Below are 26,112 nucleotides of genomic sequence, written 5' to 3' on the forward strand. Positions count from 1 at the left end.
ATGAGCCGCGGGAAGAAGGCCCCCGGCCTGCAACTCGACGCGACCCAGACCCAGGACGCCGTACTGGCCATCAAGCGTTTCATGGCCGACCGCTTCGAACTGGAGCTGGGTTCCTTCGAGGCCGAGGAAGTCTTGGACTTCTTCGCCCGCGAATTCGCTCCGCATTTCTACAACAAGGCGATCTCCGACGTGCAGGCGCACCTGAAAGACAGGTTCGACAGCATCGAGAGCGACTTGTGGGCGCTCGAGAAAGCCTGAGCGCACCGCCGACCCCACTGACTTCGAACAGGTTGAACCGATGCTGATTATCCCCGCTATCGATCTGAAGGACGGTGCCTGCGTGCGCCTGCGCCAGGGCCGCATGGAAGACTCCACGGTGTTCTCCGACGACCCGGTGAGCATGGCCGCCAAGTGGGTGGACGGTGGCTGCCGCCGCCTGCACCTGGTGGACCTCAACGGCGCCTTCGAAGGCAAGCCGGTGAACGGCGAGGTGGTCACCGCCATCGCCAAGCGTTACCCGAACCTGCCGATCCAGATCGGCGGCGGCATCCGCTCCCTGGAAACCATCGAGCACTACGTCAAGGCCGGCGTCAGCTACGTGATCATCGGCACCAAGGCGGTGAAGGAGCCCGAGTTCGTCACCGAGGCCTGCAAGGCCTTCCCCGGCAAGGTGATCGTCGGCCTGGACGCCAAGGACGGGTTCGTCGCCACCGACGGCTGGGCCGAGGTGAGCAGCGTGCAGGCCGTGGACCTGGCCCGCCGCTTCGAGGCCGATGGCGTCTCCGCCATCGTCTACACCGACATCGCCAAGGACGGGATGATGCAGGGCTGCAACGTCGAGGCCACGGCGGCCCTGGCCGCTGCCAGCCGTATCCCGGTGATCGCCTCCGGCGGCATCCACAACCTGGGTGACATCGAGAAGCTGCTGGCCGCCAAGGCCCCCGGCATCATCGGTGCCATCACCGGTCGCGCCATCTACGAAGGCACCCTGGACGTCGCCGAGGCCCAGGCCTTCTGCGACAGCTACAAGGGCTGATTCCATGGTCGAGTGCCAGTCCATCGAGCAGGTCAGGGAACAGATCGACGCGCTGGACCGGCGCATCGTCCAGTTGCTGGCCGAGCGCAGCGGCTATGTCCGCCAGGCGGCGCGCTTCAAGACCGACGCGGATGCCGTCCGCGCCCCGCAGCGCGTGGAGCAGGTGATCGCCAAGGTCAGGGCGCTGGCGGCCGAGAACGGTGCACCCGTCGAGGTCGTCGAGCAGGTCTACCGGGCAATGATCAACGCCTTCATCGACGCCGAGCTGGCCGAGCACGCGGCCCTGAATCCTTCCGCCTGAGGGCGGCAGTAGGAGAGAGAACATGGCTTTAGCCAAACGCATCATCCCCTGCCTCGACGTGGACAACGGCCGCGTGGTGAAGGGCGTCAAGTTCGAGAACATCCGCGACGCCGGTGACCCGGTGGAGATCGCTCGCCGCTACGACGAGCAGGGGGCCGACGAGATCACCTTCCTCGACATCACCGCCAGCGTCGACGGCCGCGACACAACGCTGCACACCGTCGAGCGCATGGCCAGCCAGGTGTTCATCCCGCTCACCGTGGGCGGTGGCGTGCGCACCGTGCAGGACATCCGCAACCTGCTCAACGCCGGTGCCGACAAGGTTTCCATCAACACCGCCGCGGTGTTCAACCCCGAGTTCGTCGGCGAGGCGGCCTCGCGTTTCGGCTCCCAGTGCATCGTCGTCGCCATCGACGCCAAGCGGGTCTCCGCGCCGGGCGAGACGCCGCGCTGGGAAATCTTCACCCACGGCGGCCGCAAGCCCACCGGGCTGGATGCAGTGGCCTGGGCGGCGAAGATGGAAGAGCTGGGTGCCGGGGAAATCCTCCTGACCAGCATGGACCAGGACGGCGTGAAGAGCGGTTACGACCTGGGCGTTACCCGCGCCATCAGCGAGCGTGTGCGCATCCCGGTGATCGCCTCCGGCGGCGTCGGCAATCTCGAGCACCTGGCCGCCGGCATCCTCGACGGCAAGGCCGATGCAGTGCTGGCCGCGAGCATTTTCCATTTCGGCGAATACACTGTTCCGGAGGCGAAGGCCTACTTGGCCAGCCGGGGCATCGTGGTGCGCTGAGCACGATTCTTGCCTTCATTTATGCTTTGGCTGCAACCGTGATCCGGTTCGCAGCCTGGGCAGCCGAGGCCGATACCCTGTACCCGGGGTCAGGCCCGTTGGTTTTACCCATCCTCCTTACAAGGTAGTTGCATATGTCGAAACGCCTCCTGCTCGCCCTGGCGAGCACTCTCCTGGTGCTCGCCGGGACCGTTCGCGCCGAAGTGGACGAGAACTACACCGTGGTGCTCCTGACGGAGAACTTCCCGCCGTACAATATGGCGATCAACGGGAAGAACTTCGCCCAGGAAGACAACATCGACGGGATCGCTGTCGACATCGTGCAGGCAATGTTCAAGCGCGCCGGGGTCAAGTACACCATGACCCTGCGCTTCCCCTGGGACCGCATCTACAAGCTGGCGCAGGAGAAGCCCGACTACGGCATCTTCGTCACCGCCCGCCTGCCGGAGCGCGAGGCCTCTTTCAAGTGGGTCGGCCCCATCGGTCCGGACGACTGGGTCCTGCTGGCCCGTGGTGACAGCACCATCAGCGTCAGCAGCCTGGACCAGGCCAAGCAGTACAAGGTGGGCGCCTACAAGGGCGATGCCATCCACCAGGCCCTGACCGACAAGGGCATCGAGGCGCAGGCCTCCCTGCGTGACCAGGAAAACGCCAAGAAGCTGGAGAAGGGCCAGATCGACCTCTGGGCCACCGGCGATCCCGCTGGCCGCTACCTGGCCAAGCAGGAAGGCATCACCGGTCTGAAGACCGTGCTGCGCTTCAACCAGACCCCGCTGTACCTGGCGCTGAACAAGAACGTGCCGGACGAGGTGGTCAAGAAGCTCCAGGACGCCCTGGAGCAACTGCGCAGCGAAGGCTTCGTGGACAAGACCATCAACAGCTACCTGTAAGAACCTCGCGACCGGCCCAACAGCCGGTCGCTTGCCATTGGATGGCAGGACGGGCTGAGTGAACGTCTGTGGGACCGTGCCCACGCAGGGATGCCGCTGGCCATAATCACAACACCAACGCGAGCGGTAGAACGATGCACAAGCTATTCAGACCTCTTCTGGCCCTGGGCCTGATCACCCTTTCCCTGGCGGCTCGCGCCGAGCTTCCGGCCGACTACAAGGTGGTCCTGCTCACCGAGAACTTCCCGCCCTTCAACATGGCGGTCGACGACAAGAACTTCGCCCGTGACGACGGCATCGACGGCATCAGCACCGATATCGTCCGCGAGATGTTCAAGCGCGCCGGCATCTCCTACAACCTGACTCTGCGCTTCCCCTGGGATCGCCTCTACCGCCTGACCCAGGAGAAGCCCAACTACGGCCTGTTCTCCACCACCTACACCGAAGAGCGCAAGCCGCAGTTCAAGTGGGTCGGTCCGCTGGCCAAGAGTGGCTGGGTGCTGCTGGCTGCGCCGGGCAGCACGCTGAGCGTGAAGGACCTCAAGAGCGCCGGGCAGTACCGCATCGGTGCCTACAAGAACGACGCCGTCAGCCAGTACCTGGAGACCCAGGGCCTGAGCCCGCAGAACGCCCTGCGTGACCAGGAGAACGTGAAGAAGCTGGAGAAGGGCCAGATCGACCTGTGGGCGACCACCGACCCGGTGGGACGCTACCTGGCCAAGCAGGAAGGCGTGACCGGGCTGCAGACCGTGCTGCGCTTCAACGAGGTCGAGCTGTACCTGGCCTTCAACAAGGACACTCCCGACGAAGTGATCGAGCGACTGCAGAAGGCCCTGGACCAGATGCGCGCCGAAGGCTTCGTCGAGGAAGCGACCAAGAACTACCTCTGAGTAGCACCTCCAAGCCGGCGCGCCGTAATGGTGCGCCGGCTTCGCCTTACTTCAGGCCGTAGCGATAGATGCGCCGGTCGTTGCTGTCGTACCAGTTGCCCTTGGCCCAGAACACCTGGTCCTGATTGCGGTCCAGCCCGAGCACGCCCAGGTAGCCGGCGATGGCCAGGCGCGACCAGGAGCGGCCGCCGTCGCGGGAATAGAACACCGCATCCGCTGAAATACGCGCCGACTCGCCATCCTCCGTGGGGTACAGCCACTGGGGCACTTCGTAGCGACTGTCGGTATTGGCCAGCAGCACGCCGTTACCCGCCAGGAACCCCCGCAGCCCGCTGGACGCCGGGAGCGGCCAGAAGGGCGTGGGCAACGCGCCGTTGACCTGCCAGGTGCCGCTGTCCCGCTGCCACTCGGCCACCTCCGTGGCGCGTTCGCCCTCCCGGCTGATCACGCCGTACACCTGGCCCTGGCCGGTGCCCACCAGCTCTTCCACCAGCACGCCGGTGTCCCGCTGCAGCGGGCCGATGCGCCATTGCCCGCCTTCGCGGACCAGCTCCGCGCGGGTGGTGACGAACAGCGGGGTGTCGAGGTAGCGCCCGCCGGGCTTGCCGTAGAGGAAGGACTGCCCGATCCACAGCGCCGCGTGGTCGTCGTCGTACTGCCAGACGTGCGGGGTGATGGTGCCGAAGGTCCCGGCGCTGTCGCCCCACTCGGCGTCGGCTGGCGCGCGTTTGCGGATCTCGTCCAGGCCCACCAGCAGGTTCTCCGAAGCGGCCAGAGCCTGGCGGGTACGCCCGCGATCGGGGGAGTAGTAGAGGCCGGCACGGTTGTCGGCGACGGTGTCGGGCTCGTAGTCGTACGCCGCACTGGGGGTGGCGCTCTGCGGCAGGGTGGCCCAGGCCCAGACCTGGTCGGCATCGTGGAAGTAGGGCTTGAGGGACCAGGCCAGGTTGTCGGCCTCGGGGAAGAAGCCGTCCGGCAGCACCTGCCAACTGGCGCCCTGATCGTCGCTGCGCAGCACCACGGTCTGCTGCAGGCCCTCCAGCGGGTCCTTGCCGGGGCGATCCACGCCGGTCAGCAGGAACAGGCTGCTGCCGTCGGCATTGGCCACCAGGCAGGCGGTCTCGTCCAGGCGGGCGACCTGGACGAAGCGGCCCTGCTCATCCAGCCGGGACAGGTAGGTGGTCTGTGCTTCACGGGAAAGGCCGCCGAAGAATGGGGTGAAGGTGCTCGGTTCGTCGCCGTCGTCGGGCTTCTTCTCGCCACGGATCAGTTGGCCGAGGTCCTGGCCGACCGCTTCGTCCTCGGAGCGGTCGCCTTCCATGCGTCCCACCAGCCAGGTATTGCGTGGCGTGGCCACGACGCCGGTGCAGTACTGCTCCATGGCGCGCTGCTCGATGCGTTCGACGCTGCCGACCACGGCCTCGTCGGGGCTGGCGCCACCCAGTTCCAGCTTGGCGCTGGTGATGATCCAGATGAAGCCGAGGGGCACCACGGCGGCAAGGGCCACGGCGGCGAGCGGTACGAAGTGGTCACGGCGGAGGGGCATGGCGGGCTTCCGTTCAGGGCGGGCGGCCAGCCTATAGCCCTGGCGCGCGCTTGCCCAGGCTGGCGCGGTGCTAGCGGTACTGGCCGCCCTTGCCGTGGGCGGCCATGGCGCGGTTGCTGCGCAGGGCGATCATCTGCGGCACGCTCACCAGCTCGAAGCCGCGGGCGGCCAGGCGCGGCAGCTCGCGTTCGAGCAGGGCGAGGGTGGCCGGGTGAGGGTGACCGATCATCACGGCAGTGCCCTGCTTGCGCGCCAGGCTGAGGGCGGCCTCGAACTGCCGGGCGATGGCCTCGGGGTGCTGGTCGTCATCGAGGAACACATCCCGGGAGAGGCTGGCCAGCCCGACCTTCTGCGCTTCGGCGGCGGCGACGGTGGCGGCGCTGGTGCGGCTGTCGACGAAGAAGCGGTGGTCGGCCTGCAGGCGCTTCATCAGCCAGGCCATGGCCTCGGGCTGGGCGGTCATGCGGCTGCCCATGTGGTTGTTCACGCCCTGGCTGTAGGGCACGGCGGCGAAGGCTGCGTCCAGCCGCCGGGCCAGCTCGGCCTCGGGCAGGCCGGGGTGCCAGGCGAAGGGGCCGCCGGCGGGGTCCATCGGCAGGTGCAGCATCACCGTGCGGCGGGCGTCGTGGGCGCGCCGGGCCAGGTCGGTGGCGTGAGGGGTGTCGGGGATGATCGCCAGGGCGACGGTGGCCGGCAGGGCGAGGACGCGGCGGTCGCGCTCAGGGGTCTGCCCCAGGTCGTCGATGATCAGCGCCAGGCGGGGCCGAGCGTGACTGGCCGGTGCAGCGGGCTTGGCCGAGGGTTTGGCCGGAGATGGCGTGGGTTGTGTAGGGGCTGGAACAGGGACAGGTGCGTGGGCGGGTGCCGGTGAGGCACCGACAGCAGGAGCCCGCGGGTTGAGGACCAGCGGGCCCGGCCGGATCGGCTCCGGCTGGGCCATCGGCGCCTGCTCCGGCGCCGCCAGGGGCAGCCGGGGCAGGGGTGGCAACGGCTCGCGGGCCTCGGCCACCAGCGCGCCGAACAGCAGCGCGAGCAGCCAGGCACGGCGACGCACCCTACTCTCCGCGGGTGACGTTGAGCCCTTTGAGCAGGTTGAGGGCCTGGTTCAGCTGGAAGTCGTCGTCCTGCGGGCGCGCGGCGGCAGCCTTGCCCTTGCTGGAGCTGGGACGGTCGGCGCCGCCGTTGCCGTTGCCCAGGTGGCCGGCCAGGTCCGCTTCCTTGAAGTTCTCGGTGTCCTGCTCGCGGGTCACCTTGGCGCGGCTGACCTCGATGTCCGGGACGATGCCCTGGGCTTGGATGGAGCGGCCGTTGGGGGTGAAGTAGAGCGCGGTGGTGAGCTTCAGGGCGCGGTCGTTGTTCAGCGGCAGCACGGTCTGCACCGAGCCCTTGCCGAAGCTGTCGGTGCCCATCAGCACGCCACGCTTCTGGTCCTGCAGGGCGCCGGCGACGATCTCGGCCGCCGAGGCGCTGCCGCCGTTGATCAGCACCACCAGCGGTACGCCTTCGCTGGCGTCGGCCGGGTCGGCGGAGAAGCGCAGCTCGGAGTTGGCGATGCGGCCCTTGGTGTAGACGATCAGGCCCTTGGTGAGGAAGTGGTCGGCCACTTCCACCGCGGCCTGGAGCACGCCGCCGGGGTTGTTGCGCAGGTCCAGCACGAGGCCGGCGAGCTTCTTGTCGCCGTTGTCCTTGCGCAGCTTGGCCAGGGCCTTGCCCACTTCCTCGCCGGTGTTGACCTGGAACTGGGTGATGCGGATGTAGCCGTAGTTCTTGTCCAGCAGCTGGCTCTTGACGCTCTTGACCTTGATCACCGCGCGCTTGAGCTCGACGTCGAAGGGCTGGCCGCCCTCGCGCACGAGGGTCAGGACGATGGGGCTGCCGGCCTTGCCGCGCATCTTGTCGACCGCTTCCATCATCGACAGGCCCTTGGTGGGCTGGCCGTCGATCTTGACGATCAGGTCGCCCGGCTGGATGCCGGCCTTGGAGGCGGGGGTGTCGTCGATGGGGGAGACGACCTTGATGAAGCCGTCCTCGGTGCCCACTTCGATGCCCAGGCCGCCGAATTCACCGCTGGTGCTTTCCTGCAGTTCCTGGAACGCCTCGGGTTCGAGGTAGGCGGAGTGCGGGTCGAGGTTGCTGAGCATGCCCTTGATGGCGTTCTCCAGCAGGGTCTTGTCGTCCACCGGCTCGACGTAGGCCGATTTGATGCGGTCGAGCACCTCGGCGAAGGTGCGCAGCTCGTCGAGGGGCAGGGGCGCCTTGCCGGGGGCCGGGGCCGTTGCGGCTGCAGCGGGCGCGGCGGCTTTGGACTCCTGGGCGGCGTGGATGAGCGGCGAGCCCACGAGCAGCGCCAGGGCCATGGCCAGGGGGGTAAGGCGGGACAGATGCGGCATGCGTATCAACTCCTACGGGATTGGGTGGCGCTTATCCTTGCGCTCGGCACCACTGCGCGGGGTCGCTGGGGCGCCCCTGCTGGCGGATGGCGAAATACAGCGCGGGTGTGTCCTGGCCGCCGGTGGTGCCGACGGTGGCGATGGACTCACCGGCTTTGACGACGTCGCCGGCGTTCTTCAACAGGCTCTGGTTGTGGCCATACAGGCTCAGGTAGCCGTTGCCGTGGTCGAGGATGACCAGCAGCCCGGCGCCGCGCAACCAGTCGGCGAACACCACGCGCCCGCCATGGATGGCGCGCACCTGGCTGCCGGCGGAGGCTCCGATGAGCACACCGTCCCACTTGGTTCGTTCGTCTTCGCCGCGCGGAGTTCCAAATCTCGCCACCAGGCGACCATTCACCGGCCAGGGCAGCTTGCCCCGGGCGCTGGAGAACGGGCCGCCGTAGGAGGTGCCGGCGCTGGAGACCAGCGGGCCTTCGACGGTGCGCGGCGGGGTACCGGGGGTGCGCTTGAGGGCTTCTTCCTGGCGCTGGCGCTCGGCCAGCTCGCGCTTGCGCGCTTCCTCGGCTTCGCGGGCCTGGCGGGCCAGGGTTTCCTCGATGGTCTTGAGCACGCGGCCGAGCTCGGCCTGTTCCTGCTCGCGGGCCTTGAGCTTGCGGTCGCGGTCGCTGACGTCGCGGTTGAGCTTGGCCAGAGCCAGCTGGCGCTCCTTGCGCAGGGCAGCGAGCTGCTCGCGGCGGCCGTCCAGGGCGCTTTTCTGCTCGACGAGGGCGGCCTGCTGGGTGGCGATGTCGCGCTCGACGTTGGCCAGCTGGCGCAGGGTCTCGTTGAAGGTGGCCAACTGCTCCATGCGCGCCTGGCTGAGGTAGTCGTAGTAGGTGAGGGTGCGGGCGAACTTCTCGGGGTTCTGCTGGTTGAGCAGCAGCTTGAGGTATTCCTGCTGGCCGCTCTGGTAGGCGGCGCGGGCCTGGATGCCGATCAGCCGCTGCTGTTCAGCGCGTGCGCCCTGGAGTTTTTTTTTCTCCTGATCCAGGCGCTTCACCTCGCCTTCGCCCTTGTCCAGCTCCTGCTGGAGGTCCTTGACCTGCTTCTCCAGCTGGCCCATGTCGGACTCGGTCTTCTTCAGGTCGGCCTGGACGCCGGATTTCTCCTCCTGCAGCTGCTTGAGCAGCTTCTTCAGCTCGGCGACGTCCTTGGCGGCCTGGTCCAGCTGCTGCTGGGTCTGGGCGCGTTCGTCGGCGAAGGCCGGTGCCAGGAGGCAGGCGCAGAGGAGGAACGTGAAGGCGCGGAACATGAGGGGTGCGTCACCAGGCGGGAGGACCGGCCTAGTATGCCCGTCACGCTCTGTAAAAAAAACGCCCCGGGGCCTGCGCACCGGGGCATTCGGACCAATCCGAGGGGCCGGCGGTCGGCCCCGGGGTCATTTCAGCTCGACGATCGGGGTGCCGGTCATCTCGGGCGGCACCGGCAGGCCCATCAGGGTCAGCACGGTGGGGGCCACATCGGCGAGGACGCCGCCTTCGCGGATGCGGGCGGGGCGCTTGCCGTAATAGATGAAGGGCACGGGCTCGCAGGTGTGTGCGGTGTGGGCCTGGCCAGTGGCTTCGTCTTCCATCTGCTCGACGTTGCCGTGGTCGGCGGTGATCAGCGCTTCGCCGCCGACCTTGTCGAGGGCGGCGGTGATGCGGCCCAGGCAGGTGTCCAGGCACTCGACGGCCTTGACCGCGGCCTCGAACACGCCGGTGTGGCCGACCATGTCGCCGTTGGCGTAGTTGACGATGATCACGTCGTAGCGCTGGTGCTCGATGGCGTCGACGATGCGGTCGGTGACCTCGGGGGCGCTCATCTCCGGCTGCAGGTCATAGGTGGCGACCTTGGGCGAGGGGATGAGGATGCGCTCTTCGCCGGCGAAAGGCTCTTCGCGGCCGCCGGAGAAGAAGAAGGTGACGTGGGCGTACTTCTCGGTCTCGGCGATGCGCAGTTGGGTCTTGCCGTTGTTGGCCAGGTATTCGCCGAGCACGTTGTTCAGGGATTCGGGCTTGAACGCGCTGGGGGCGGGGATGCTGGCGGCGTATTGGGTCAGCATCACGTAGCCGGCCAGGGCGATCTCGCGGGCACGGGCGAATTCCTTGAAGCCGGGCTCGACGAAGGCGCGGGACAGCTCGCGGGCGCGGTCGGCGCGGAAGTTCATGAACACCACAGCATCGCCATCTTCCACCCGCACCGGCGCGCCGATGGTGGTGGCCTTGACGAACTCGTCGCTCTCGCCGCGCTCATAGGCGGCGGCCAGGCCTTCGCCGGCGGTGGCGGCGGCGAATTCGCCACGGCCTTCGGTGATCAGGTTGTAGGCGGCTTCGACGCGGTCCCAGCGGTTGTCGCGGTCCATGGCGTAGTAGCGGCCGATCAGGCTGGCGATGCGGCCCTTGCCGAGGCGGGCGAAGGCGGCGTCGAGTAGTTCGATGGAGGGCTGGGCACTCTTGGGCGGGGTGTCGCGGCCGTCGAGGAAGGCGTGCAGGTAGATCTTCTCGGCGCCGCGCTGGGCGGCCAGTTCGGCCATGGCGACCAGGTGATCCTGGTGGCTGTGCACGCCGCCATCGGAGAGCAGGCCCATGAAGTGCACGGCCTTGCCGGCGGCGACGGCCTTGTCCACGGCGCCGACGATCACCGGGTTGGTGAAGAACTCGCCGTCGCGGATGGCCTTGGTGACGCGGGTGAAGTCCTGGTACACGACGCGGCCGGCACCCAGGTTCATGTGGCCCACCTCGGAGTTGCCCATCTGCCCGTCGGGCAGGCCCACGTCCATGCCGGAGCCGGAGATCAGCCCGTTGGGCTGGGTCGCGCGCAGGTGGTCGTAGACCGGGGTGCGGGCGGCGTGGATGGCGTTGTAGTCCGGGCTGTCACTGTGACCGAAGCCGTCCAGGATGATCAGGACCAGGGGTTTGGGCGTGGCTGTCATGGCGTCCGACTCGCAAGGGGGCGTGAGCAAAAAGGGAGCGGCATTTTACGTACAAGTTCCTTGTACGTCACCGCTGGCCGGGGTTTGGTGGACCTGTGGCGCTGTGTATACTGGCCGGCATTTTACCGCCCCGGGACCCGTCGATGCTTGCCCACCTGATTGAATTTGCCACTAACCACTATGTGCTGAGCGCTATCTTCGTCGTCCTGCTGGTGCTGCTGATCGCCCATGAACTGCGCCGCAGCGGTCGTGCGGTGAGCACCCGCGAGCTGACCGCGCTGGTCAACGCCGGCCAGGGCCTGGTGCTGGACGTTCGCTCGGTGAAGGACTTCGGCACCGGCCACATCGTCGACTCCCTGAACATCCCCTTCGAGAAGCTCGCCGCCCGCATGGCCGAGCTGGAAAAGCACAAGGACAAGGCCATCATCGTGGTCGATGCCATGGGCCAGCACGCTGGCACCGTTTGCCGTGACCTGAAGAAGGCCGGTTTCAATGCGCTCAAGCTGTCCGGCGGTATCGGCAGCTGGCGCGGCGAAAACCTGCCCCTGGTGAAGTGAAATGCCGAACGTCGTCATCTATTCCAGCGACTGGTGCCCCTACTGCATGCGAGCCAAGCAGCTGCTGCAGAGCAAGGGCGTCCAGTACGAAGAGATCAAGGTGGACGGGAAGCCCGATGTACGCGCCGAGATGACCCGCAAGGCGGGCCGCACCTCGGTGCCCCAGATCTGGATCGGCCCGACCCATGTGGGCGGCTGTGACGACCTCTATGCCCTGGAGCGGGCCGGGAAGCTGGATGCCCTGCTCGAGGCTTGACCCTCCGGTAACGGACGAACAAGAAGGTTCTGCCAAATGACTGAACAAGCAAACGGCGCTTCCCAGGAAGCCGCACCGCAATTCTCCCTGCAGCGCATCTACGTGCGTGACCTGTCCTTCGAGGCCCCCAAGAGCCCCGAGATCTTCCGCCAGGAGTGGTCCCCCAGCGTCGCGCTGGACCTGAACACCCGCCAGAAGAACCTGGACGGCGACTTCTACGAAGTCGTGCTGACCCTGTCCGTGACCGTGAAGAACGGCGAGGAAACCGCCTTCATCGCGGAAGTGCAGCAGGCCGGCATCTTCCTGATCAAAGGCCTGGATGCGGCGTCCATGAGCCACACCCTGGGCGCCTTCTGCCCGAACATCCTGTTCCCCTATGCTCGCGAAACCCTGGACAGCCTGGTGGTGCGCGGCTCCTTCCCGGCGCTGATGCTCTCCCCGGTCAACTTCGATGCCCTGTACGCCCAGGAAATGGCGCGTATCCAGGGTGGTGAAGCCCAGGCCTGAGCCGTTCCGGCTCCATGAAAAAGCGCCCCTCGGGGCGCTTTTTTATTGGCGGCGACCGGCCTGGGGTCAGTCCAGGCAGAAGCCGTGCTGGCGCCAGGCCTCGTAGACCGCCACGGCGACGCTGTTGGAGAGGTTCAGGCTGCGGCAGCCCGGGCGCATCGGCAGGCGCAGGCGCTGGGATTCGGGCAGTGCGTTGCGCACGTCGTCCGGCAGGCCGCGGCTCTCCGGGCCGAAGAGAAACGCGTCGCCCTTCTCGAAGGCGACATCGTGGAACAGCCGGCTGCCCTTGGTGGTGAAGGCGAACACCCGGGGGTGGCCGAGGCTGGCCAGGCAGCTGTCCAGGTCGGGATGACGCCGCAGGGTGGCGTACTCGTGGTAGTCCAGCCCGGCACGGCGTAGGCGCTTGTCGTCCAGCTCGAAGCCCAGGGGCTCGATCAGGTGCAGGTCGCAGCCCGAGTTGGCACACAGCCTGATAATGTTGCCCGTGTTTGGCGGGATTTCCGGTTGAAAGAGGATGACGTGGAACATGCGTGGCCCCGAGCCCGAAACAGGGCGGCATTCTAGCGCCGAAAAGGACGAGCGTAGGCGTCTGTTGCCGCGCTTCATCGGCTCGCTGGCGATCTTCGGCCTGCTGCTGGGAATGATGATCGGCCGCCTCACCGAGCCCGAGCCCACCCGCCTGGAGCGCATCGAGGTGGCCGAGGGTGGCCTGGTGCTGTGGTTCAACCGCACGCCGCGCCAGACCGCCGAGCACCGTGACGGCGCACTGGCCTTCGTCTTCGAAGCGCGCGCCCAGTCGGCCCAGGGGCGCCTGCAGATGGCGGGGCGACCGGTGAACTGGCGATTGCAGATGACGCCCGCCGGGGCGGTGCTGCACTTCGTGGCCATGCGCCCGTTGAAGGGCGAGTGGCAGGGGGCTTGGGTGGACGGCCAGTGGCGCCTGTCCATCGACCTGCACGAAGGGTAGTGAAAAGAAAAGGGCTCCGGGCCTGCCTGTAACCCGAAGCCCCTGGAGGCTGCTCGCCACGGTGCGTGGCTGGAGCGCTACAAGAAAGGGGATTCCCCGGCCTGCCTGTACCAAGGTCCCCGAAAGGGTTTGCCCGTTGCCGCGCCTGGGGCGGCGGCTGCGAGCGGCTGTAAGAAGGGGGATTCCCCGGCCTGCCTGTACCAAGGTCCCCGAAAGGGTCTTGCCCGTTGCCGTGCCTGGGGCGACGGCGGCGAGCGGTTGTAAGAAAGGGGAATCCCCGGCCTGCCTGTACCTGGGCCCCCGAAAGGGTTTGCCGCTGTTCGGTCGCGGAGCGGGGCTCGACGCGGGACCGGGCAGCGGGTGGTGCATATAAAGAGGGGGCTTCTCGGCCTGCCTGTACCAAGGGCCCCTGAAACTGTACGTACCAGGACCAATGCAGAGGCTGTGCCAAGTTGCGTTTCAGCGTGGCTCTGTCGGCTGTGGATAACGCCGAAAGCCAGTGGATACGCGGCCTTCAGCCTTTCAGGCAGCGCCTTCGCGGAGAGCTGAAAGGGGTTCTGACAGGTAGACGCTGAGCCCGCGCTTCGGCACAGGGCTGGGGCATCCGATCGAGCGGTTGCACAGGTGCGGGGCAAGGGCCTGTTGCGCTGAAAGACCTGCTGCAGAGCGATTGCCAATGAAAAGGCCGCCCGCAGGCGGCCTTGGAGGGCGGGGAGGGGTCAGGCGTCGTCGCCGTCGTCCTCGTCGGCACCGTCCACTTTCATGCCCAGTTCCTTGATCTTGCGGGTCAGGGTGTTGCGCCCCCAGCCCAGCAGCACGGCGGCGTCGCGGCGGCGGCCGGCGGTGTGCTTCAGGGCGGTCTCGATCATGATCCGCTCGAAGGCGGGCACGGCGGTGTCCAGCAGGCTGGACTGGCCACGGCCCAGGGCCTGGTCGGCCCATTGGCGCAGGGCCTGCTCCCAGTTAGTGACCGGGGCGGCATCCTGAGGCTGGGTGAGCAGTTCCGGCGGCAGGTCGTCGACATGCACCTCGCGGCCCGAGGCCATTACGGTGATCCAGCGGCAGGTGTTCTCCAGCTGGCGCACGTTGCCCGGCCAGGGCAGGTTCTTCAGGTATTCCTCGGTCTCCGGCTTGAGCAGCTTGGGCTCCACGGCCAGTTCCTGCGCCGCGCGGGCGAGGAAGTGGCGGGCCAGGGCGGGGATGTCCTCGCGGCGGTCGGACAGCCGAGGGATGTGGATGCGGATGACGTTGAGGCGGTGGAACAGGTCCTCGCGGAACTTGCCGGCCTGCACCAGGTTTTCCAGGTTCTGGTGGGTGGCGGCGATGATGCGCACGTCCACCTTCACCGGGGTGTGGCCGCCCACGCGGTAGAACTCGCCATCGGCCAGCACCCGCAGCAGGCGGGTCTGGGTGTCGGCAGGCATGTCGCCGATCTCGTCGAGGAACAGGGTGCCGCCATCGGCCTGCTCGAAGCGGCCACGGCGCTGGTTGGCCGCGCCGGTGAAGGCGCCTTTCTCGTGGCCGAACAGCTCGGATTCCATCAGGTCCTTGGGGATCGCCGCCATGTTCAGTGCGATGAAGGGCGAGGCGGCGCGCGGGCTGTGGCGGTGCAGCGCATGGGCCACCAGTTCCTTGCCGGTGCCAGATTCGCCGTTGATCAGCACGGTGATGTTGGAGTGGCTGAGGCGGCCGATGGCACGGAACACCTCCTGCATCGCCGGCGCTTCGCCGATGATTTCCGGGGTGCGCGGCTGGTTGGCCGGGGCCACCAGGTTCTGCTGTTCCTGGGCGTGCTGGAAGGCGCGCTTGACCAGGGAAACGGCCTCGTCGACGTCGAACGGCTTGGGCAGGTACTCGAAGGCGCCGCCCTGGTAGGAGGCGACTGCGCTGTCCAGGTCGGAATGGGCGGTCATGATGATCACCGGCAGGCGCGGGTGCATCTCGCGGATGCGCGCCAGCAGGTCCAGGCCACTGGCTCCGGGCATGCGGATGTCGGAGATGATCACGTCCGGCTGCTGCCGGGTCAGGCGGCTGAGCACGCTGTCGGCGCTGTCGAAGCTCTGGGTGGTCATGCCTTCCTGCTGCAGGGCCTTTTCCAGCACCCAGCGGATGGAGCGGTCGTCGTCGACGATCCAGACGGTTTCACTTCGGGTCATGAGGATGCGGCTCCTTGTTCCAGCGGCAGGAAGAGCGAGAAGACGGTGTGGCCGGGGTGGCTCTCACACTCGATCAGGCCCTGGTGCTGGCTGATGATGTTCTGGGCGATGGCCAGGCCGAGGCCGGTGCCGTCCGGGCGCCCGCTGACCATGGGGTAGAAGATGGTGTCCTGCAGCTCGGGGGGGATGCCCGGGCCGTTGTCGATGATCTCCACCTTGGCCACCAGGCGATGGCGGGTGTGGCCGATGGTGAACTGGCGCAGGGTGCGGGTGCGCAGGGTGATGCGGCCCAGGCGCAGGTCGTTCTGGCCGGACAGGGCCTGCATGGCGTTGCGCACGATATTGAGCACGGCCTGGATCATCTGTTCCTTGTCGATGAACACGTCCGGGATGCTCGGGTCGTAGTCACGCACCAGGTTGACGCCGCCCTGGCTCTCGGCCTCCACCAGGCTGCAGACGCGCTCCAGCACTTCGTGGACGTTGGTCATGGCCAGCTGCGGCAGCTTGTTGGAGCCGAGCATGCGGTCCACCAGGTTACGCAGGCGGTCGGCCTCTTCGATGATGACGTTGGTGTAGTCCTTCAGGCTTTCCTCGGGCAGCTCCCGGGCCAGCAACTGGGCAGCGCCACGGATGCCGCCGAGGGGGTTCTTGATCTCGTGGGCGAGGCCGCGCACCAGCAGCTTGGTGGTTTCCTGCTTGGAGAGCTGGGCCTCTTCCTTGGTGATGCGCAGCAGGCGGTCGCGGGGGTGCACTTCCAGCAGCAGCAGGGTGGCGCCCTTGTTGAGGATGGGCGTCACCGCGTAGTCCACCGTGATGGTCTGCCCGGAGAGCGAGGTCAGCATGGCCTCGCGCTTGGTGAAGGGGTGGGCCTGTTCCACGGCCTGGCGCAGGGACGCCAGGGCTTCCGGAGATTCGGTGAACAGCTCGCTGATGAACTGACCGTGGCTGCGCTGGCCGCTGACGGCCAGGAGCATTTCCGCCGCCGGGTTCATGTACTCAAGGCGCAGGTCGGCATTGAGCAGGATCACCGCGGTGGTCAGGTTGTCGAGCAGCAGTCGATGCAGGGCGTCGTTGATGGTCATGAGTCGGTCATCTCGGCGATGCGCGGGAAAATGCAAGAAGCAAACCAAGCCCTGAAAAGACGCGCGGAATGCCGCCCACAGCGGTGCCCGGCCACGCGACGGCGCATGCCGGGGCGCAGCGGGCGAACCAAAATGGGGAGAGTATAGAAAGTGGTGCGCCTGCTCGCACCGAAATGGTGCGAGGCGCGATCAGAGGAACGGCAGGATGCCGATGATGCCCTTGTCCGGCTCTTTCGGCTTGTCCTTCAGCGGGCATTCGGGGCGCACGCCCCAGTCGGCTTTCTTGCAGGGTTTCACACGGCGCTTCTGGTCGAGGGACACGCGTTTCACGTGCACCGGCTGGTTGGGGGTGCGCTCCACCACGCGGCCCTGCGTGTCGATGATCTCCACCGCCAGCTGGTGGGTGCCCCGGTCCAGGTTGCTGAGGGGGAAGACCGGGCTGCGGCCGGGCTCGCCCTGGACGTTGCCGTCGAGCACCAGGCGGTAGTTGTGGCCGTCGCGCAGTACCGGATCGCTGGTGGCGGTGACGATCAGGCCGCCGTCGCCGGTGACGGTGGCATCAGGCTCGGGGATCAGGATGCGCAGCACCTGGTAGCCCTGCTCCCGTGGGATGGGGGCGGGCGGCGCCACCAGTGGCGCACCGCGCTGCGGGGTCATGGCGTTGGAGGGTGCCAGTTCGATGCGCTTGGCATTGCCGGGCTTGGGCTGGTCGGTGAAGACGCGGTTTCCCTCCTCGTCGACGTAGGTGTAGACCTGGGCGACGGCGGGCAGGCTGGCGAGAAGCAGGCAGAACAGGAGCGTGCGCATGGGGCGGGCTAGGTTCTCGGCGTGGGTTTCGGGCGCATGGCAGGGCTGTTGGTATCGACCCGCTGCAGGGTGAAGGTCTGGGTGTCGCTCTGCTGCACCACCTTCTCGCCCTCCAGCACCTGGACGGACACGCTGTGTTCGCCACGGCTGGCGTTGGTGACCTGCAGGCGCGGGACATTGGCGGGGCTGCCATAAGGCTTGCCATCCATCACCAGGCGCAGACTGTGGCCGGGCTGCAGGCGCGGTTTGATGCGCACATCGAGGGTGAACGAGCCGTTGTTGGCGCGCAGGGCTTCGTCGCTGGGCAACACCAGGCTCAATTGCTCGTAGGCGGCGCTGACCTTCTTCTCGGGTTCGGCCGGCGGTGGGGCAACGGGTTTCTGGGCCTCGACGGTGTTGGTTGGCGGCAATTCGACGGCTTCGACCTTGCCCCCTTCCGGCGGCTGGTTGGTGAACACGGTGTGGCCGTTGGCGTCGGTGTACTTGTAGATCTGCGCGCTGGCGGGCAGGGCGAGCGTCAGCAGCAGGCAGGCGAGCATGGGGCGCATGGCCGGTCTCTCCGGATGGGAATGGCGCTAAGCCTTGCACCGGTAGGCGGTGCTGGCAAGTTCGGGCTGCCGGTGCTGTGCGGTGTCGCCGAAAACCCGGGCCGGGAACGGGGTTGCGGGGATGAAAAAAGGCCTCCCGAAGGAGGCCTCTCGAAACGTGCCGCTGGTGCGGCACGCTGCCTGGGCAGGCGACTGGATCAGACGCTGTAGTACAGGTCGTATTCCAGCGGGTGCACGAAGGTGCGCACTTTGATCTCTTCTTCGCTCTTCAGCTCGATGTAGGCATCGATGAAGTCGTCGGAGAACACGCCGCCCTTGGTCAGGAAGGCACGGCCCTTGTCCAGCTCTTCCAGGGCTTCCTTCAGGCTGCCGCACACCTGCGGGATCTCTTTCGCCTCTTCCGGCGGCAGGTCGTACAGGTTCTTGTCGGCGGCATCGCCGGGGTGGATCTTGTTCTGGATGCCGTCCAGGCCGGCCATCAGCAGGGCTGCGAAGCACAGGTAGGGGTTGGCAGCCGGGTCCGGGAAGCGCGCTTCGATGCGGCGGGCTTTCGGGCTGTTGACGTACGGGATGCGGATCGAGGCGGAACGGTTGCGGGCGGAGTAGGCCAGCATGACCGGGGCTTCGAAGCCGGGCACCAGACGCTTGTAGGAGTTGGTGGACGGGTTGGTGAAGCCGTTCAGCGCCTTGCCGTGCTTGATGATGCCGCCGATGAAGTACAGGGCGGTATCGGACAGGCCGGCATAGCCTTCGCCAGCGAAGGTGTTCTTGCCATCCTTGGAGATGGACATGTGAACGTGCATGCCCGAGCCGTTGTCGCCGTACAGGGGCTTCGGCATGAAGGTCACGGTCTTGCCGTAGGCGTCGGCGACGTTGTGCACGCAGTACTTCAGGGTCTGGACTTCGTCAGCCTTGGCAACGAGGGTGTTGAACTTCACACCGATCTCGTTCTGGCCGGCGGTGGCCACTTCGTGGTGGTGAACTTCGACCACCAGGCCCATTTCTTCCAGGGCGTTGCACATGGCGGTACGGATTTCGTGGTCGTGGTCGACCGGCGGTACCGGGAAGTAGCCGCCCTTCACGCTCGGACGGTGGCCCTTGTTGCCGCCTTCGATGTCGGCGTCGGTGTTCCAGGAGGCCTGCTCGGAGAAGATCTTGAACATGGAGCCGGAGATGTCGGACTTGAACTTCACTTCGTCGAAGATGAAGAACTCGGGCTCCGGACCGACGAATACGGTGTCACCGATACCGGTGGACTTCAGGTATTCCTCGGCGCGACGGGCGATGGCGCGCGGGTCGCGGTCGTAGCCTTGCATGGTGCTCGGCTCGATGATGTCGCAGACCAGGATCAGGGTCGGCTCTTCGGTGAAGGGGTCCAGGACGGCGGTGCTGTCATCCGGCAGCAGGATCATGTCGGAGGCTTCGATACCTTTCCAGCCGGCGATGGACGAACCGTCGAACATCTTGCCGTGTTCGAAGAAATCGTCGTCGGCGTCACGGGCCGGCATGGTCACGTGCTGCTGCTTGCCTTTGGTGTCGGTGAAGCGCAGATCAATCCACTTCACGTCGTGTTCTTTAATCAGTTGAAGCGACTTCGACATGTTGTCCTCCAGGTGGATGAGGGCGGCATTCATGCGACCCCCAATAAAGGTGAAGCCGGGGCGGGATAGTCCGCCAGGGCGACCTGCCTCACAAGGGAGCAATTTGCGTGCCAGTGCCCAGGAATGGGCCGGAGCCCCACAGCTCAGGCGGGGCGGGGACTGCGGCCGGTTTGTGCACAGTTTTGCGCACCATAAACGTGCCAGTTTGATGTGCTGTGCACCTTATTGGTGCTCGATTGTGGTGCGTGATTGATTTTGGTCAAAGCTTGAACAATTTCCGCTATAATCCGCGCCCCTCTTTTTCCGTCGCCTTTGCGGGCGCAGTTTTTCCATGAAACTCATCATCAAGGTCTTCCCAGAAATCACCATCAAGAGCCGGCCGGTGCGCAAGCACTTCATCCGCCAGCTCGCGAAGAACATCCGGTCCGTGCTGCGCGACCTCGACCCGGATGTCGAGGTGTCTGGCGTCTGGGACAACCTGGAGCTGGTGACCCAGTGCACCGAGCCCAAGCTGCTGGCCGAGATGATCGAGCGCCTGAGCTGCACGCCGGGCATCACCCATTTCCTGGAAATCAACGAATACCCGCTGGGTGATTTCGACGACGTCTTCGAGAAGTGCAAGCTGCACTACGCCGACCAGCTGCCCGGCAAGATCTTCGCCGTGCGCTGCAAGCGTGCCGGCAAGCACAGCTTCAGCTCCATGGAGCTGGAGCGCCACGTCGGCAGCCGCCTGCGTCGCGAATGCGGTGCCGCCGGCATCTCGCTGAAGAACCCGGAAGTGGAAGTGCGGATGGAAGTGCGCGACCAGCGCCTGTTCGTCATCCACCACCAGCACGAAGGCCTCGGCGGCTACCCGCTGGGCTCCCTGGAGCAGACCCTGGTGCTGATGTCCGGTGGCTTCGACTCCACCGTCGCCGCCTTCCAGATGATGCGCCGCGGCCTGATGACCCACTTCTGCTTCTTCAACCTCGGCGGCCGTGCCCATGAAGTGGGCGTGATGGAAGTGGCCCACTACCTGTGGGAGAAGTACGGCCGTTCCCAGCGAGTGCTGTTCATCAGCGTGCCCTTCGAGGAAGTGGTCGGCGAGATCCTCGGCAAGGTCGACAACAGCCAGATGGGCGTGGTGCTCAAGCGCATGATGCTGCGCGCCGCCACCCACATGGCGAAGAAGCTGCACATCGATGCCCTGGTGACCGGCGAGGCCATCTCCCAGGTGTCCAGCCAGACTCTGCCCAATCTCTCGGTGATCGACTCGGCCACCGACATGCTGGTACTGCGTCCGCTGATCGCCAGCCACAAGCAGGACATCATCGACACCGCCACCCGCATCGGCACCGCCGAGTTCGCCAAGCACATGCCCGAGTACTGCGGCGTGATCTCGGTGAACCCCACCACTCGCGCCAAGCCGGGCCGCATCGAGCACGAGGAAGAGCAGTTCGACATGGCCGTGCTGGAGCGCGCCCTGGAGCGCGCCCGCCTGGTGGCCATCGACCGCGTGATCGACGAGATGGGCCAGGACCTGCAGGTGGAGGAAGTGCGCGAGGCCCTGCCGGGGCAGATCATCCTCGACATCCGCCACCCCGACGCCCAGGAAGACGAGCCGCTGGCGCTGGAAGGCATCGACGTGCAAGCGCTGCCCTTCTACGCGATCAACAGCCGCTTCAAGGACCTGGACGCCAACCGCCAGTACCTCCTGTATTGCGACAAGGGCGTCATGAGCCGCCTCCACGCCCACCACCTGCTCAGCGAGGGGCATACGAATGTGCGCGTTTATCGCCCGGCTTAAACAGCCCGGGCTCTACGGCGGCAGCATCCGTCACCGCCCCCCCGACCGGCGGCCGCGCCGAATCGACTGATCTTCATACAGGCCGCCTAGACTCAGCGGCACACCGAATCCCCTGATCGAGATACACCCGTGATCGAAAAACTGCGCAACATCGCCATCATCGCCCACGTCGACCATGGCAAGACCACCCTGGTAGACAAACTGCTGAAGCTCTCCGGCACCCTCGACCGCAAAGAAGCGGAATCCGAGCGCGTGATGGACTCCAACGACCAGGAGAAAGAGCGCGGCATCACCATCCTGGCGAAGAACACCGCCATCAAGTGGAACGGCTACAACATCAACATCGTCGACACCCCCGGCCACGCCGACTTCGGTGGCGAGGTGGAGCGCGTGATGTCCATGGTGGACTCCGTGCTGCTGGTGGTCGACGCCCAGGACGGCCCCATGCCGCAGACCCGCTTCGTGACCCAGAAAGCCTTCAAGGCCGGCCTGCGTCCGATCGTCGTGGTCAACAAGATCGACCGTCCGGGCGCGCGTCCCGACTGGGTCATCGACCAGATCTTCGACCTGTTCGACAACCTCGGCGCCACCGACGAGCAACTCGACTTCCCGATCGTCTACGCCAGCGCCCTGAACGGCATCGCCGGCCTCGACCACGAGAAGATGGACGACAACATGGACGCCCTGTTCCAGGCGATCATCGACCACGTCCCGGCCCCGGTGGTGGACACCGAAGGCCCGTTCCAGATGCAGATCTCCCAGCTGGACTACAACAGCTTCCTCGGCGTGATCGGCATCGGCCGCATCGCCCGCGGCAAGATCAAGACCAACACCCCGGTGGTGGCCGTCAGCGACGACGGCAGCAAGCGCAACGGCCGCGTCCTGAAGATCATGGGTCACTCCGGCCTGCAGCGCGTCGAAGTCGCCGAAGCCGAAGCCGGTGACATCGTCTGCGTCAGCGGCATGGACGAACTGTTCATCTCCGACACCCTGTGCGACCCGCAGAACGTCGAAGCCCTGCCGCCGCTGACCGTCGACCAGCCCACCGTGAGCATGACCTTCCAGGTCAACGACTCGCCCTTCGCCGGCAAGGAAGGCAAGTTCGTCACCAGCCGCAACATCAAGGACCGTCTGGAGAAGGAACTGCTGCACAACGTCGCCCTGCGCGTCGAAGCGGGCGATTCCGCCGAGAAGTTCAAGGTCTCCGGTCGTGGTGAGCTGCACCTGTCCGTACTGATCGAAACCATGCGCCGTGAAGGCTTCGAGATGGGCGTAGGCCGTCCGGAAGTGGTGATCATCGAGAAGGACGGCGAGAAGCAGGAGCCTTACGAGAACGTCACCATCGACATCGAAGAGCAGCACCAGGGCTCGGTGATGGAGCAGATGGGCCTGCGCAAGGGCGATCTGACCAACATGATCCCCGACGGCAAGGGTCGCGTCCGCCTTGAGTACACCATCCCGGCGCGTGGCCTGATCGGCTTCCGCAACAACTTCCTGACCCTGACCTCGGGCACCGGCATCCTGACCTCGACCTTCAGCCACTACGGCCCGATCAAGGCCGGCGAAGTCACCAACCGCCAGAACGGCGTACTGGTCTCCATGGCCACCGGCACCGCCCTGACCTACTCGCTGGAAACCCTGCAGAGCCGCGGCAAGCTGTTCCTCGCCCCGGGCGACGAGATCTACGAAGGCCAACTGTGCGGCATCAACAGCCGTGACAACGACCTGGTGATCAACCCCACCAAGGGCAAGAAGCTCGACAACATGCGCGCTTCCGGCAAGGACGAAGTCATCGCCCTGGTTCCGCCGATCAAGTTCACCCTGGAACAGGCGCTGGAATTCATCGCCGACGACGAACTGGTGGAAGTGACGCCGAAGTCCATCCGCCTGCGCAAGAAAATGCTGAACGAGAACGACCGCAAGCGCTACGAGCGCAGCAAGGTCTGATCTCCGATCAGTAACTGAAAAGCCCCCGCCGGATCGCTCCGGCGGGGGCTTTTTGTTGGGTGTGTCGCGGTGCTGTCCAGGTGTTGTGCGCTGGCTGTACCGTATGCGTCGGTCTTCCGATCAACGTGACTTGCAAGGGACTGTATGGACTCTCCCAATTTCCTCATGCCCATGCTGGTGGTCAGCTCTCTGATCGTCGCCAGCCTGATCCTGCTTCCTTTCATGGTCGTACGGCTGACTCAGCCCCGTTGGGCGCTTTTCAAGTCTGCAATCGAGTTCGTCATCATGGCCTGCCTTCTTTCGGCCCTGTTTACCGGGGCTGTCGGCGTACCCGTTGCACTCGCTCTTGCGGTGCTCAGCCACCGCCGCCGTGCTTCACGATACGCCGCGTCCTCTCCCGGTCCGGAGGAGAGCTGAGGCGGCACCGAAAGGGCTAGTACTCCCACCGTCCCGGCGCATAGGAAAACATCGGCAGCGACCAGCCGAAGCGGATCGCCGACAGTCTCAGCAGCAAGCCGACGCTGAAGGAGGCGAGCAGGTTGATGTCCTCGTTCACGCCCTGCTGGCGCAGGCCCAGGTAGAGCAGGGCGACCAGCAGGGAGACGCTGGCGTAGAGCTCCTGGCGCAGCACCTGCGGGGTGCGGTTGCAGAGGATGTCGCGGAGGATGCCGCCAAAGATGCCGGTGATGATCCCGGCCATCGCCACCACTGGCAGCGCGTAGTCCAGGCCCAGGGCGACGTTGCAGCCGATCACCGTGAAGGCGATCAGGCCCATGGCATCGAGCACCAGGAACAGCTGCCGCAGGTGGTGCATGAAGCGTGACAGCAGCATGGCCATTAGGCCGGCGCCGATGGTGAGGAAGATGTACTCGGGGTGCTGGGTCCAGCTCACCGGGTAGTGGCCGAGGAGGATGTCGCGGACGGTGCCGCCGCCCAGGGCGGTGAGGAAGGCGATGAGGCTGACGCCGAACAGGTCCATGTTGCGGCGACCGGCAGCGAGGGCGCCGGACATGGCTTCTGCACAGATGGCGATCAGGTAGACAGAGGTAAGCACACAGAACTCCTGCGTTGTGCTGCCCCTCCCCCTGTCCTGTGTACCTGAGAGTTTCTACGGCGCGTGCCGTTTGCCCCTTCGGTGGGCCGCTCGCCGGCGGCCGCTCTCCAGTTGGCGATCATGGAAATCCGCAGTGACTGCTGCCTGAGCGATTATGGGAGTTTGCGCCTTCGGCGGGAGCGCATGGCGCCCCTCTCTCCTGCGGGGCGCGGAGTATATGCGTTGCACCAAAGTTGTGCGAGCAGTCAGCTTCCCTGTGTCAGGTGCGGAACACGCCCAGCCCGCTCTTCAGGGCGCGGGCCGTATCGCCCAGTTCGGCGGCGGAATGGTTGATGGCGTCCACGTCCTGGCGGGTGTGCTCGAAGGCGCTGCGCATGTCCCCCAGGCGGCCGGACATGTCGGCCACCGCGTGCTGGATGTGCTCGCTGCTGGCCAGGGCCTGCTCGACGTTGGCGTTCACCTCGCCCATCTGGCGCACCAGGGTGTCCAGGGCGTCCAGCGCTTCGTCGGCATTGCCGGCCAGGGCGCGGGAACGCTCGGCGGTGCTGCCCATGCGCTGGGCGATCTGGCGGATGGCGCCGGTCACCTGGTCGATCACCCGGTGGGCGTCGCTCAATACGCTCTTGGTCTGCCCCGCCAGCTTGCGCACCTCGTCGGCCACCACGGCGAAACCCCGGCCGGCGTCCCCGGCGCGGGCGGCTTCGATGGCGGCGTTGAGGGCCAGCAGGTTGGTCTGTTCGGAGATGCCGGCAATCATCTGCAGCACATGGCCGATCTGCTCCGCTTCGCGGCTGAGGCCGTCGAGGTCAGTGGCCAGTTCGATGTTGGACGAGGTGCTGCCGTGCACGTCGGCGATCAGCTGCTGCAGCTCCTGGTGGGCCCGGCTCAGCTCGCTGCTGGTGCGCTCGAGGTTGCTGCGCACCGCGCCGGCCAGGTTGGAGGATTGCCCGGCGGCCTGCTGGATGGACTGGCCGTGATGATCCACGTCCGCCAGCTGGTGGGCGGCCTGCTGGATCTGCTGGGTGATGTCGTCGGCGCGGCGGAGGAAGGTTTCCGCCAGCTGTTGGTTGCTGTCGGCCATGCCGAGGGCGCCGGCGAGGGTCTGGCGCAGGTCCTGCAGCAGGCCGGAGAGGCGCGTGCCCATCTGCCCCAGCTCGTCCTCGCTGGTGACGGCCAGCGGACGGGAGAGGTCGCGGTTCTGGGCGATCTGGTTGAGCTGGCCGGTCAGGCCGCGAATGGCGTGCACCAGCATGCGGGTCACCAGCCAGGACAGCAGCAGGCCGATGCCCAGGGTCACGCTGCCGATCAGCAGCAGGCTGTGCAGGCTGTCGGTGATGGCCTGGTCGAGGCTGGTCAGGGTTACGTCCACGCCGACGACATAGGGCTGGCCGCTGGCAGTGCGCATCGGCAGGAAGATGGAGCGGAAGGTCCCGTAGCTGTCGGTGTATTCGTCGAACTGCGCCTGGCCGCTGCGGGCTGCCTGGATAACCGCCGGGCTGGCGTCCTTGTACTCCTCCAGGTGCTTGGCGTAGCTGTCGCTGGCGATCTCGTCGCCGCTGGCGCCGTCGGAGAGGTAGAAGACCCGGCCGCTGCCGTCGACCATCAGGGTGTAGGCGAACTTCAGGCCCACCTCGCCGGCGTACTCGCCCAGGTTGCGCACCTGCTGCAGGTACTCGCCCTCGCGCAGGCCGTCGGCGGTGCGCGTGCGTTCCAGGTAATCGTTGCCCAGCAGGCGCGGCACGGCATGGGCGGCGGCACGCAGGCGGTTGTCCATCTGCTCGCGGATGTCCAGCGACTTCACGTACTGCGCGTAGCTGATGAAGGTGGCGATGCTGATCAGGTTGACCAGGGTGATGGCCAGCAGAATCTTGGTCTGCAGGCTGACAGAACGCAGCGACGGCATGAGGTCAGTTCCATCCGAGAGGGGAGTCCGGCCGTCGTTGCGCCGGCCTACATTTTGTTTCGGAATACTCTGACAGAACTTGAATGGCAAGTGGCCAGGTCGTGCCTGGGTTTTCTGGAATTTTCTTGTCTGCCGGGAG

At 66.3% G+C, this 26,112-nt stretch carries 26 protein-coding genes and 2 riboswitches; of the genes, 13 read left to right on the forward strand and 13 right to left on the reverse strand.

Annotation, left to right across the window (positions count from 1 at the left end):
* The 6 genes from RTK35_RS03630 to RTK35_RS03655 all read left to right on the forward strand — a co-directional run bounded on the left by RTK35_RS03630 (window position 1) and on the right by RTK35_RS03655 (window position 3,910).
* Window positions 1-258, forward strand: a complete 258-nt coding sequence (locus RTK35_RS03630; protein WP_316907411.1) for a DUF2164 domain-containing protein — start codon at window positions 1-3, stop codon at window positions 256-258.
* Window positions 259-298: 40 nt separating this feature from the next.
* Window positions 299-1,036: a 1-(5-phosphoribosyl)-5-[(5-phosphoribosylamino)methylideneamino]imidazole-4-carboxamide isomerase gene (gene hisA / locus RTK35_RS03635; RefSeq protein WP_044405404.1), complete on the forward strand. Its 738-nt coding sequence runs from the start codon at window positions 299-301 to the stop codon at window positions 1,034-1,036.
* 4 nt (window positions 1,037-1,040) lie between these two features.
* Window positions 1,041-1,337, forward strand: a complete 297-nt coding sequence (locus tag RTK35_RS03640; protein WP_142013648.1) for a chorismate mutase — start codon at window positions 1,041-1,043, stop codon at window positions 1,335-1,337.
* Between the two features lie 22 nt (window positions 1,338-1,359).
* On the forward strand, window positions 1,360-2,130 hold the full coding sequence (gene hisF, locus RTK35_RS03645; protein ID WP_044405405.1) for an imidazole glycerol phosphate synthase subunit HisF: 771 nt from the start codon (window positions 1,360-1,362) through the stop codon (window positions 2,128-2,130).
* A gap of 134 nt (window positions 2,131-2,264) precedes the next feature.
* Window positions 2,265-3,020, forward strand: a complete 756-nt coding sequence (locus RTK35_RS03650; RefSeq protein ID WP_172434883.1) for a substrate-binding periplasmic protein — start codon at window positions 2,265-2,267, stop codon at window positions 3,018-3,020.
* Between the two features lie 134 nt (window positions 3,021-3,154).
* Window positions 3,155-3,910, forward strand: coding sequence for a substrate-binding periplasmic protein (locus RTK35_RS03655; protein WP_069559958.1), 756 nt, complete (start codon window positions 3,155-3,157; stop codon window positions 3,908-3,910).
* Window positions 3,911-3,956: 46 nt separating this feature from the next.
* Here RTK35_RS03655 and RTK35_RS03660 read toward each other — a convergent pair whose 3' ends face one another.
* The 5 genes from RTK35_RS03660 to gpmI form a co-directional block, all read right to left on the reverse strand.
* Window positions 3,957-5,456: a hypothetical protein gene (locus RTK35_RS03660; protein ID WP_316907412.1), complete on the reverse strand. Its 1,500-nt coding sequence runs from the start codon at window positions 5,454-5,456 to the stop codon at window positions 3,957-3,959.
* Between the two features lie 70 nt (window positions 5,457-5,526).
* Window positions 5,527-6,510, reverse strand: coding sequence for a divergent polysaccharide deacetylase family protein (locus tag RTK35_RS03665; RefSeq protein WP_316907413.1), 984 nt, complete (start codon window positions 6,508-6,510; stop codon window positions 5,527-5,529).
* A 1-nt stretch (window position 6,511) separates the two neighbouring features.
* Window positions 6,512-7,846: a S41 family peptidase gene (locus tag RTK35_RS03670; protein WP_316907414.1), complete on the reverse strand. Its 1,335-nt coding sequence runs from the start codon at window positions 7,844-7,846 to the stop codon at window positions 6,512-6,514.
* Between the two features lie 31 nt (window positions 7,847-7,877).
* Window positions 7,878-9,140: a murein hydrolase activator EnvC family protein gene (locus RTK35_RS03675; RefSeq protein ID WP_074973840.1), complete on the reverse strand. Its 1,263-nt coding sequence runs from the start codon at window positions 9,138-9,140 to the stop codon at window positions 7,878-7,880.
* A 126-nt stretch (window positions 9,141-9,266) separates the two neighbouring features.
* Window positions 9,267-10,802: a 2,3-bisphosphoglycerate-independent phosphoglycerate mutase gene (gpmI, locus tag RTK35_RS03680; protein WP_316907415.1), complete on the reverse strand. Its 1,536-nt coding sequence runs from the start codon at window positions 10,800-10,802 to the stop codon at window positions 9,267-9,269.
* Window positions 10,803-10,945: 143 nt separating this feature from the next.
* Between gpmI and RTK35_RS03685 the strand changes: the two genes are divergently transcribed.
* The 3 genes from RTK35_RS03685 to secB are packed head-to-tail and all read left to right on the forward strand — an operon-like array spanning window position 10,946 to window position 12,122.
* The gene (locus RTK35_RS03685; RefSeq protein WP_044405412.1) at window positions 10,946-11,359 is read left to right on the forward strand and encodes a rhodanese-like domain-containing protein; all 414 of its coding nucleotides are present in this window, start codon (window positions 10,946-10,948) and stop codon (window positions 11,357-11,359) included.
* Between the two features lies 1 nt (window position 11,360).
* Window positions 11,361-11,615, forward strand: a complete 255-nt coding sequence (grxC, locus tag RTK35_RS03690) for a glutaredoxin 3 (RefSeq protein ID WP_044405413.1) — start codon at window positions 11,361-11,363, stop codon at window positions 11,613-11,615.
* Window positions 11,616-11,651: 36 nt separating this feature from the next.
* Window positions 11,652-12,122, forward strand: a complete 471-nt coding sequence (secB, locus tag RTK35_RS03695; RefSeq protein ID WP_044405414.1) for a protein-export chaperone SecB — start codon at window positions 11,652-11,654, stop codon at window positions 12,120-12,122.
* 66 nt (window positions 12,123-12,188) lie between these two features.
* On the opposite strand, the gene RTK35_RS03700 is transcribed toward secB, so the two are convergent.
* Complete coding sequence (locus RTK35_RS03700; RefSeq protein WP_044405415.1) at window positions 12,189-12,650, reverse strand: tRNA (cytidine(34)-2'-O)-methyltransferase; 462 nt, start codon at window positions 12,648-12,650, stop codon at window positions 12,189-12,191.
* A 64-nt stretch (window positions 12,651-12,714) separates the two neighbouring features.
* Here RTK35_RS03700 and RTK35_RS03705 point away from each other — a divergent pair, with 64 nt between their 5' ends.
* Window positions 12,715-13,089 (forward strand): hypothetical protein, encoded by a 375-nt coding sequence (locus RTK35_RS03705; RefSeq protein ID WP_232060772.1) that lies wholly within the window; start codon window positions 12,715-12,717, stop codon window positions 13,087-13,089.
* A gap of 719 nt (window positions 13,090-13,808) precedes the next feature.
* Here RTK35_RS03705 and ntrC read toward each other — a convergent pair.
* The 5 genes from ntrC to glnA form a co-directional block, all read right to left on the reverse strand.
* Window positions 13,809-15,245 carry a nitrogen regulation protein NR(I) gene (gene ntrC / locus RTK35_RS03710; protein WP_044405418.1) on the reverse strand — a complete coding sequence of 479 codons (1,437 nt, stop codon included), beginning with the start codon at window positions 15,243-15,245 and terminating at the stop codon, window positions 13,809-13,811.
* Window positions 15,242-16,327: a nitrogen regulation protein NR(II) gene (gene glnL, locus RTK35_RS03715; protein WP_044405420.1), complete on the reverse strand. Its 1,086-nt coding sequence runs from the start codon at window positions 16,325-16,327 to the stop codon at window positions 15,242-15,244. Before glnL ends, ntrC begins: the two co-directional genes overlap by 4 nt.
* Window positions 16,328-16,516: 189 nt before the next feature.
* Entirely contained in the window at window positions 16,517-17,134 is a 618-nt protein-coding gene (locus tag RTK35_RS03720) for a DUF4124 domain-containing protein (protein WP_074973834.1), read from the reverse strand.
* A gap of 8 nt (window positions 17,135-17,142) precedes the next feature.
* Window positions 17,143-17,682 carry a DUF4124 domain-containing protein gene (locus RTK35_RS03725; protein ID WP_284547413.1) on the reverse strand — a complete coding sequence of 180 codons (540 nt, stop codon included), beginning with the start codon at window positions 17,680-17,682 and terminating at the stop codon, window positions 17,143-17,145.
* Between the two features lie 197 nt (window positions 17,683-17,879).
* Entirely contained in the window at window positions 17,880-19,283 is a 1,404-nt protein-coding gene (gene glnA / locus RTK35_RS03730) for a glutamate--ammonia ligase (protein ID WP_316907416.1), read from the reverse strand.
* Between the two features lie 331 nt (window positions 19,284-19,614).
* On the opposite strand from glnA, the gene thiI reads away from it, so the two are divergent.
* From thiI to RTK35_RS03745, 3 genes are all read left to right on the forward strand, one after another.
* Window positions 19,615-21,069, forward strand: a complete 1,455-nt coding sequence (thiI, locus tag RTK35_RS03735) for a tRNA uracil 4-sulfurtransferase ThiI (protein WP_222900480.1) — start codon at window positions 19,615-19,617, stop codon at window positions 21,067-21,069.
* Between the two features lie 129 nt (window positions 21,070-21,198).
* A complete protein-coding gene (gene typA, locus RTK35_RS03740) occupies window positions 21,199-23,016 on the forward strand; it encodes a translational GTPase TypA (RefSeq protein WP_044405428.1) in 1,818 nt (605 codons plus the stop codon).
* A gap of 144 nt (window positions 23,017-23,160) precedes the next feature.
* Window positions 23,161-23,433: a hypothetical protein gene (locus RTK35_RS03745; RefSeq protein WP_160480253.1), complete on the forward strand. Its 273-nt coding sequence runs from the start codon at window positions 23,161-23,163 to the stop codon at window positions 23,431-23,433.
* Between the two features lie 16 nt (window positions 23,434-23,449).
* Here RTK35_RS03745 and RTK35_RS03750 read toward each other — a convergent pair whose 3' ends face one another.
* Both RTK35_RS03750 and RTK35_RS03755 read right to left on the reverse strand, forming a co-directional pair.
* Window positions 23,450-24,070, reverse strand: coding sequence for a trimeric intracellular cation channel family protein (locus RTK35_RS03750; protein ID WP_316907417.1), 621 nt, complete (start codon window positions 24,068-24,070; stop codon window positions 23,450-23,452).
* A 21-nt stretch (window positions 24,071-24,091) separates the two neighbouring features.
* Window positions 24,092-24,191, reverse strand: a riboswitch (glycine riboswitch).
* Window positions 24,192-24,282, reverse strand: a riboswitch (glycine riboswitch). It abuts the riboswitch before it with no gap.
* Between the two features lie 47 nt (window positions 24,283-24,329).
* Window positions 24,330-25,973, reverse strand: coding sequence for a methyl-accepting chemotaxis protein (locus RTK35_RS03755; RefSeq protein WP_316907418.1), 1,644 nt, complete (start codon window positions 25,971-25,973; stop codon window positions 24,330-24,332).
* Between the last annotated feature and the right edge of the window lie 139 nt (window positions 25,974-26,112).

Source organism: Pseudomonas sp. zfem003, assembly GCF_032621675.1.
Classification (GTDB): Bacteria; Pseudomonadota; Gammaproteobacteria; order Pseudomonadales; family Pseudomonadaceae; genus Metapseudomonas; species Metapseudomonas otitidis.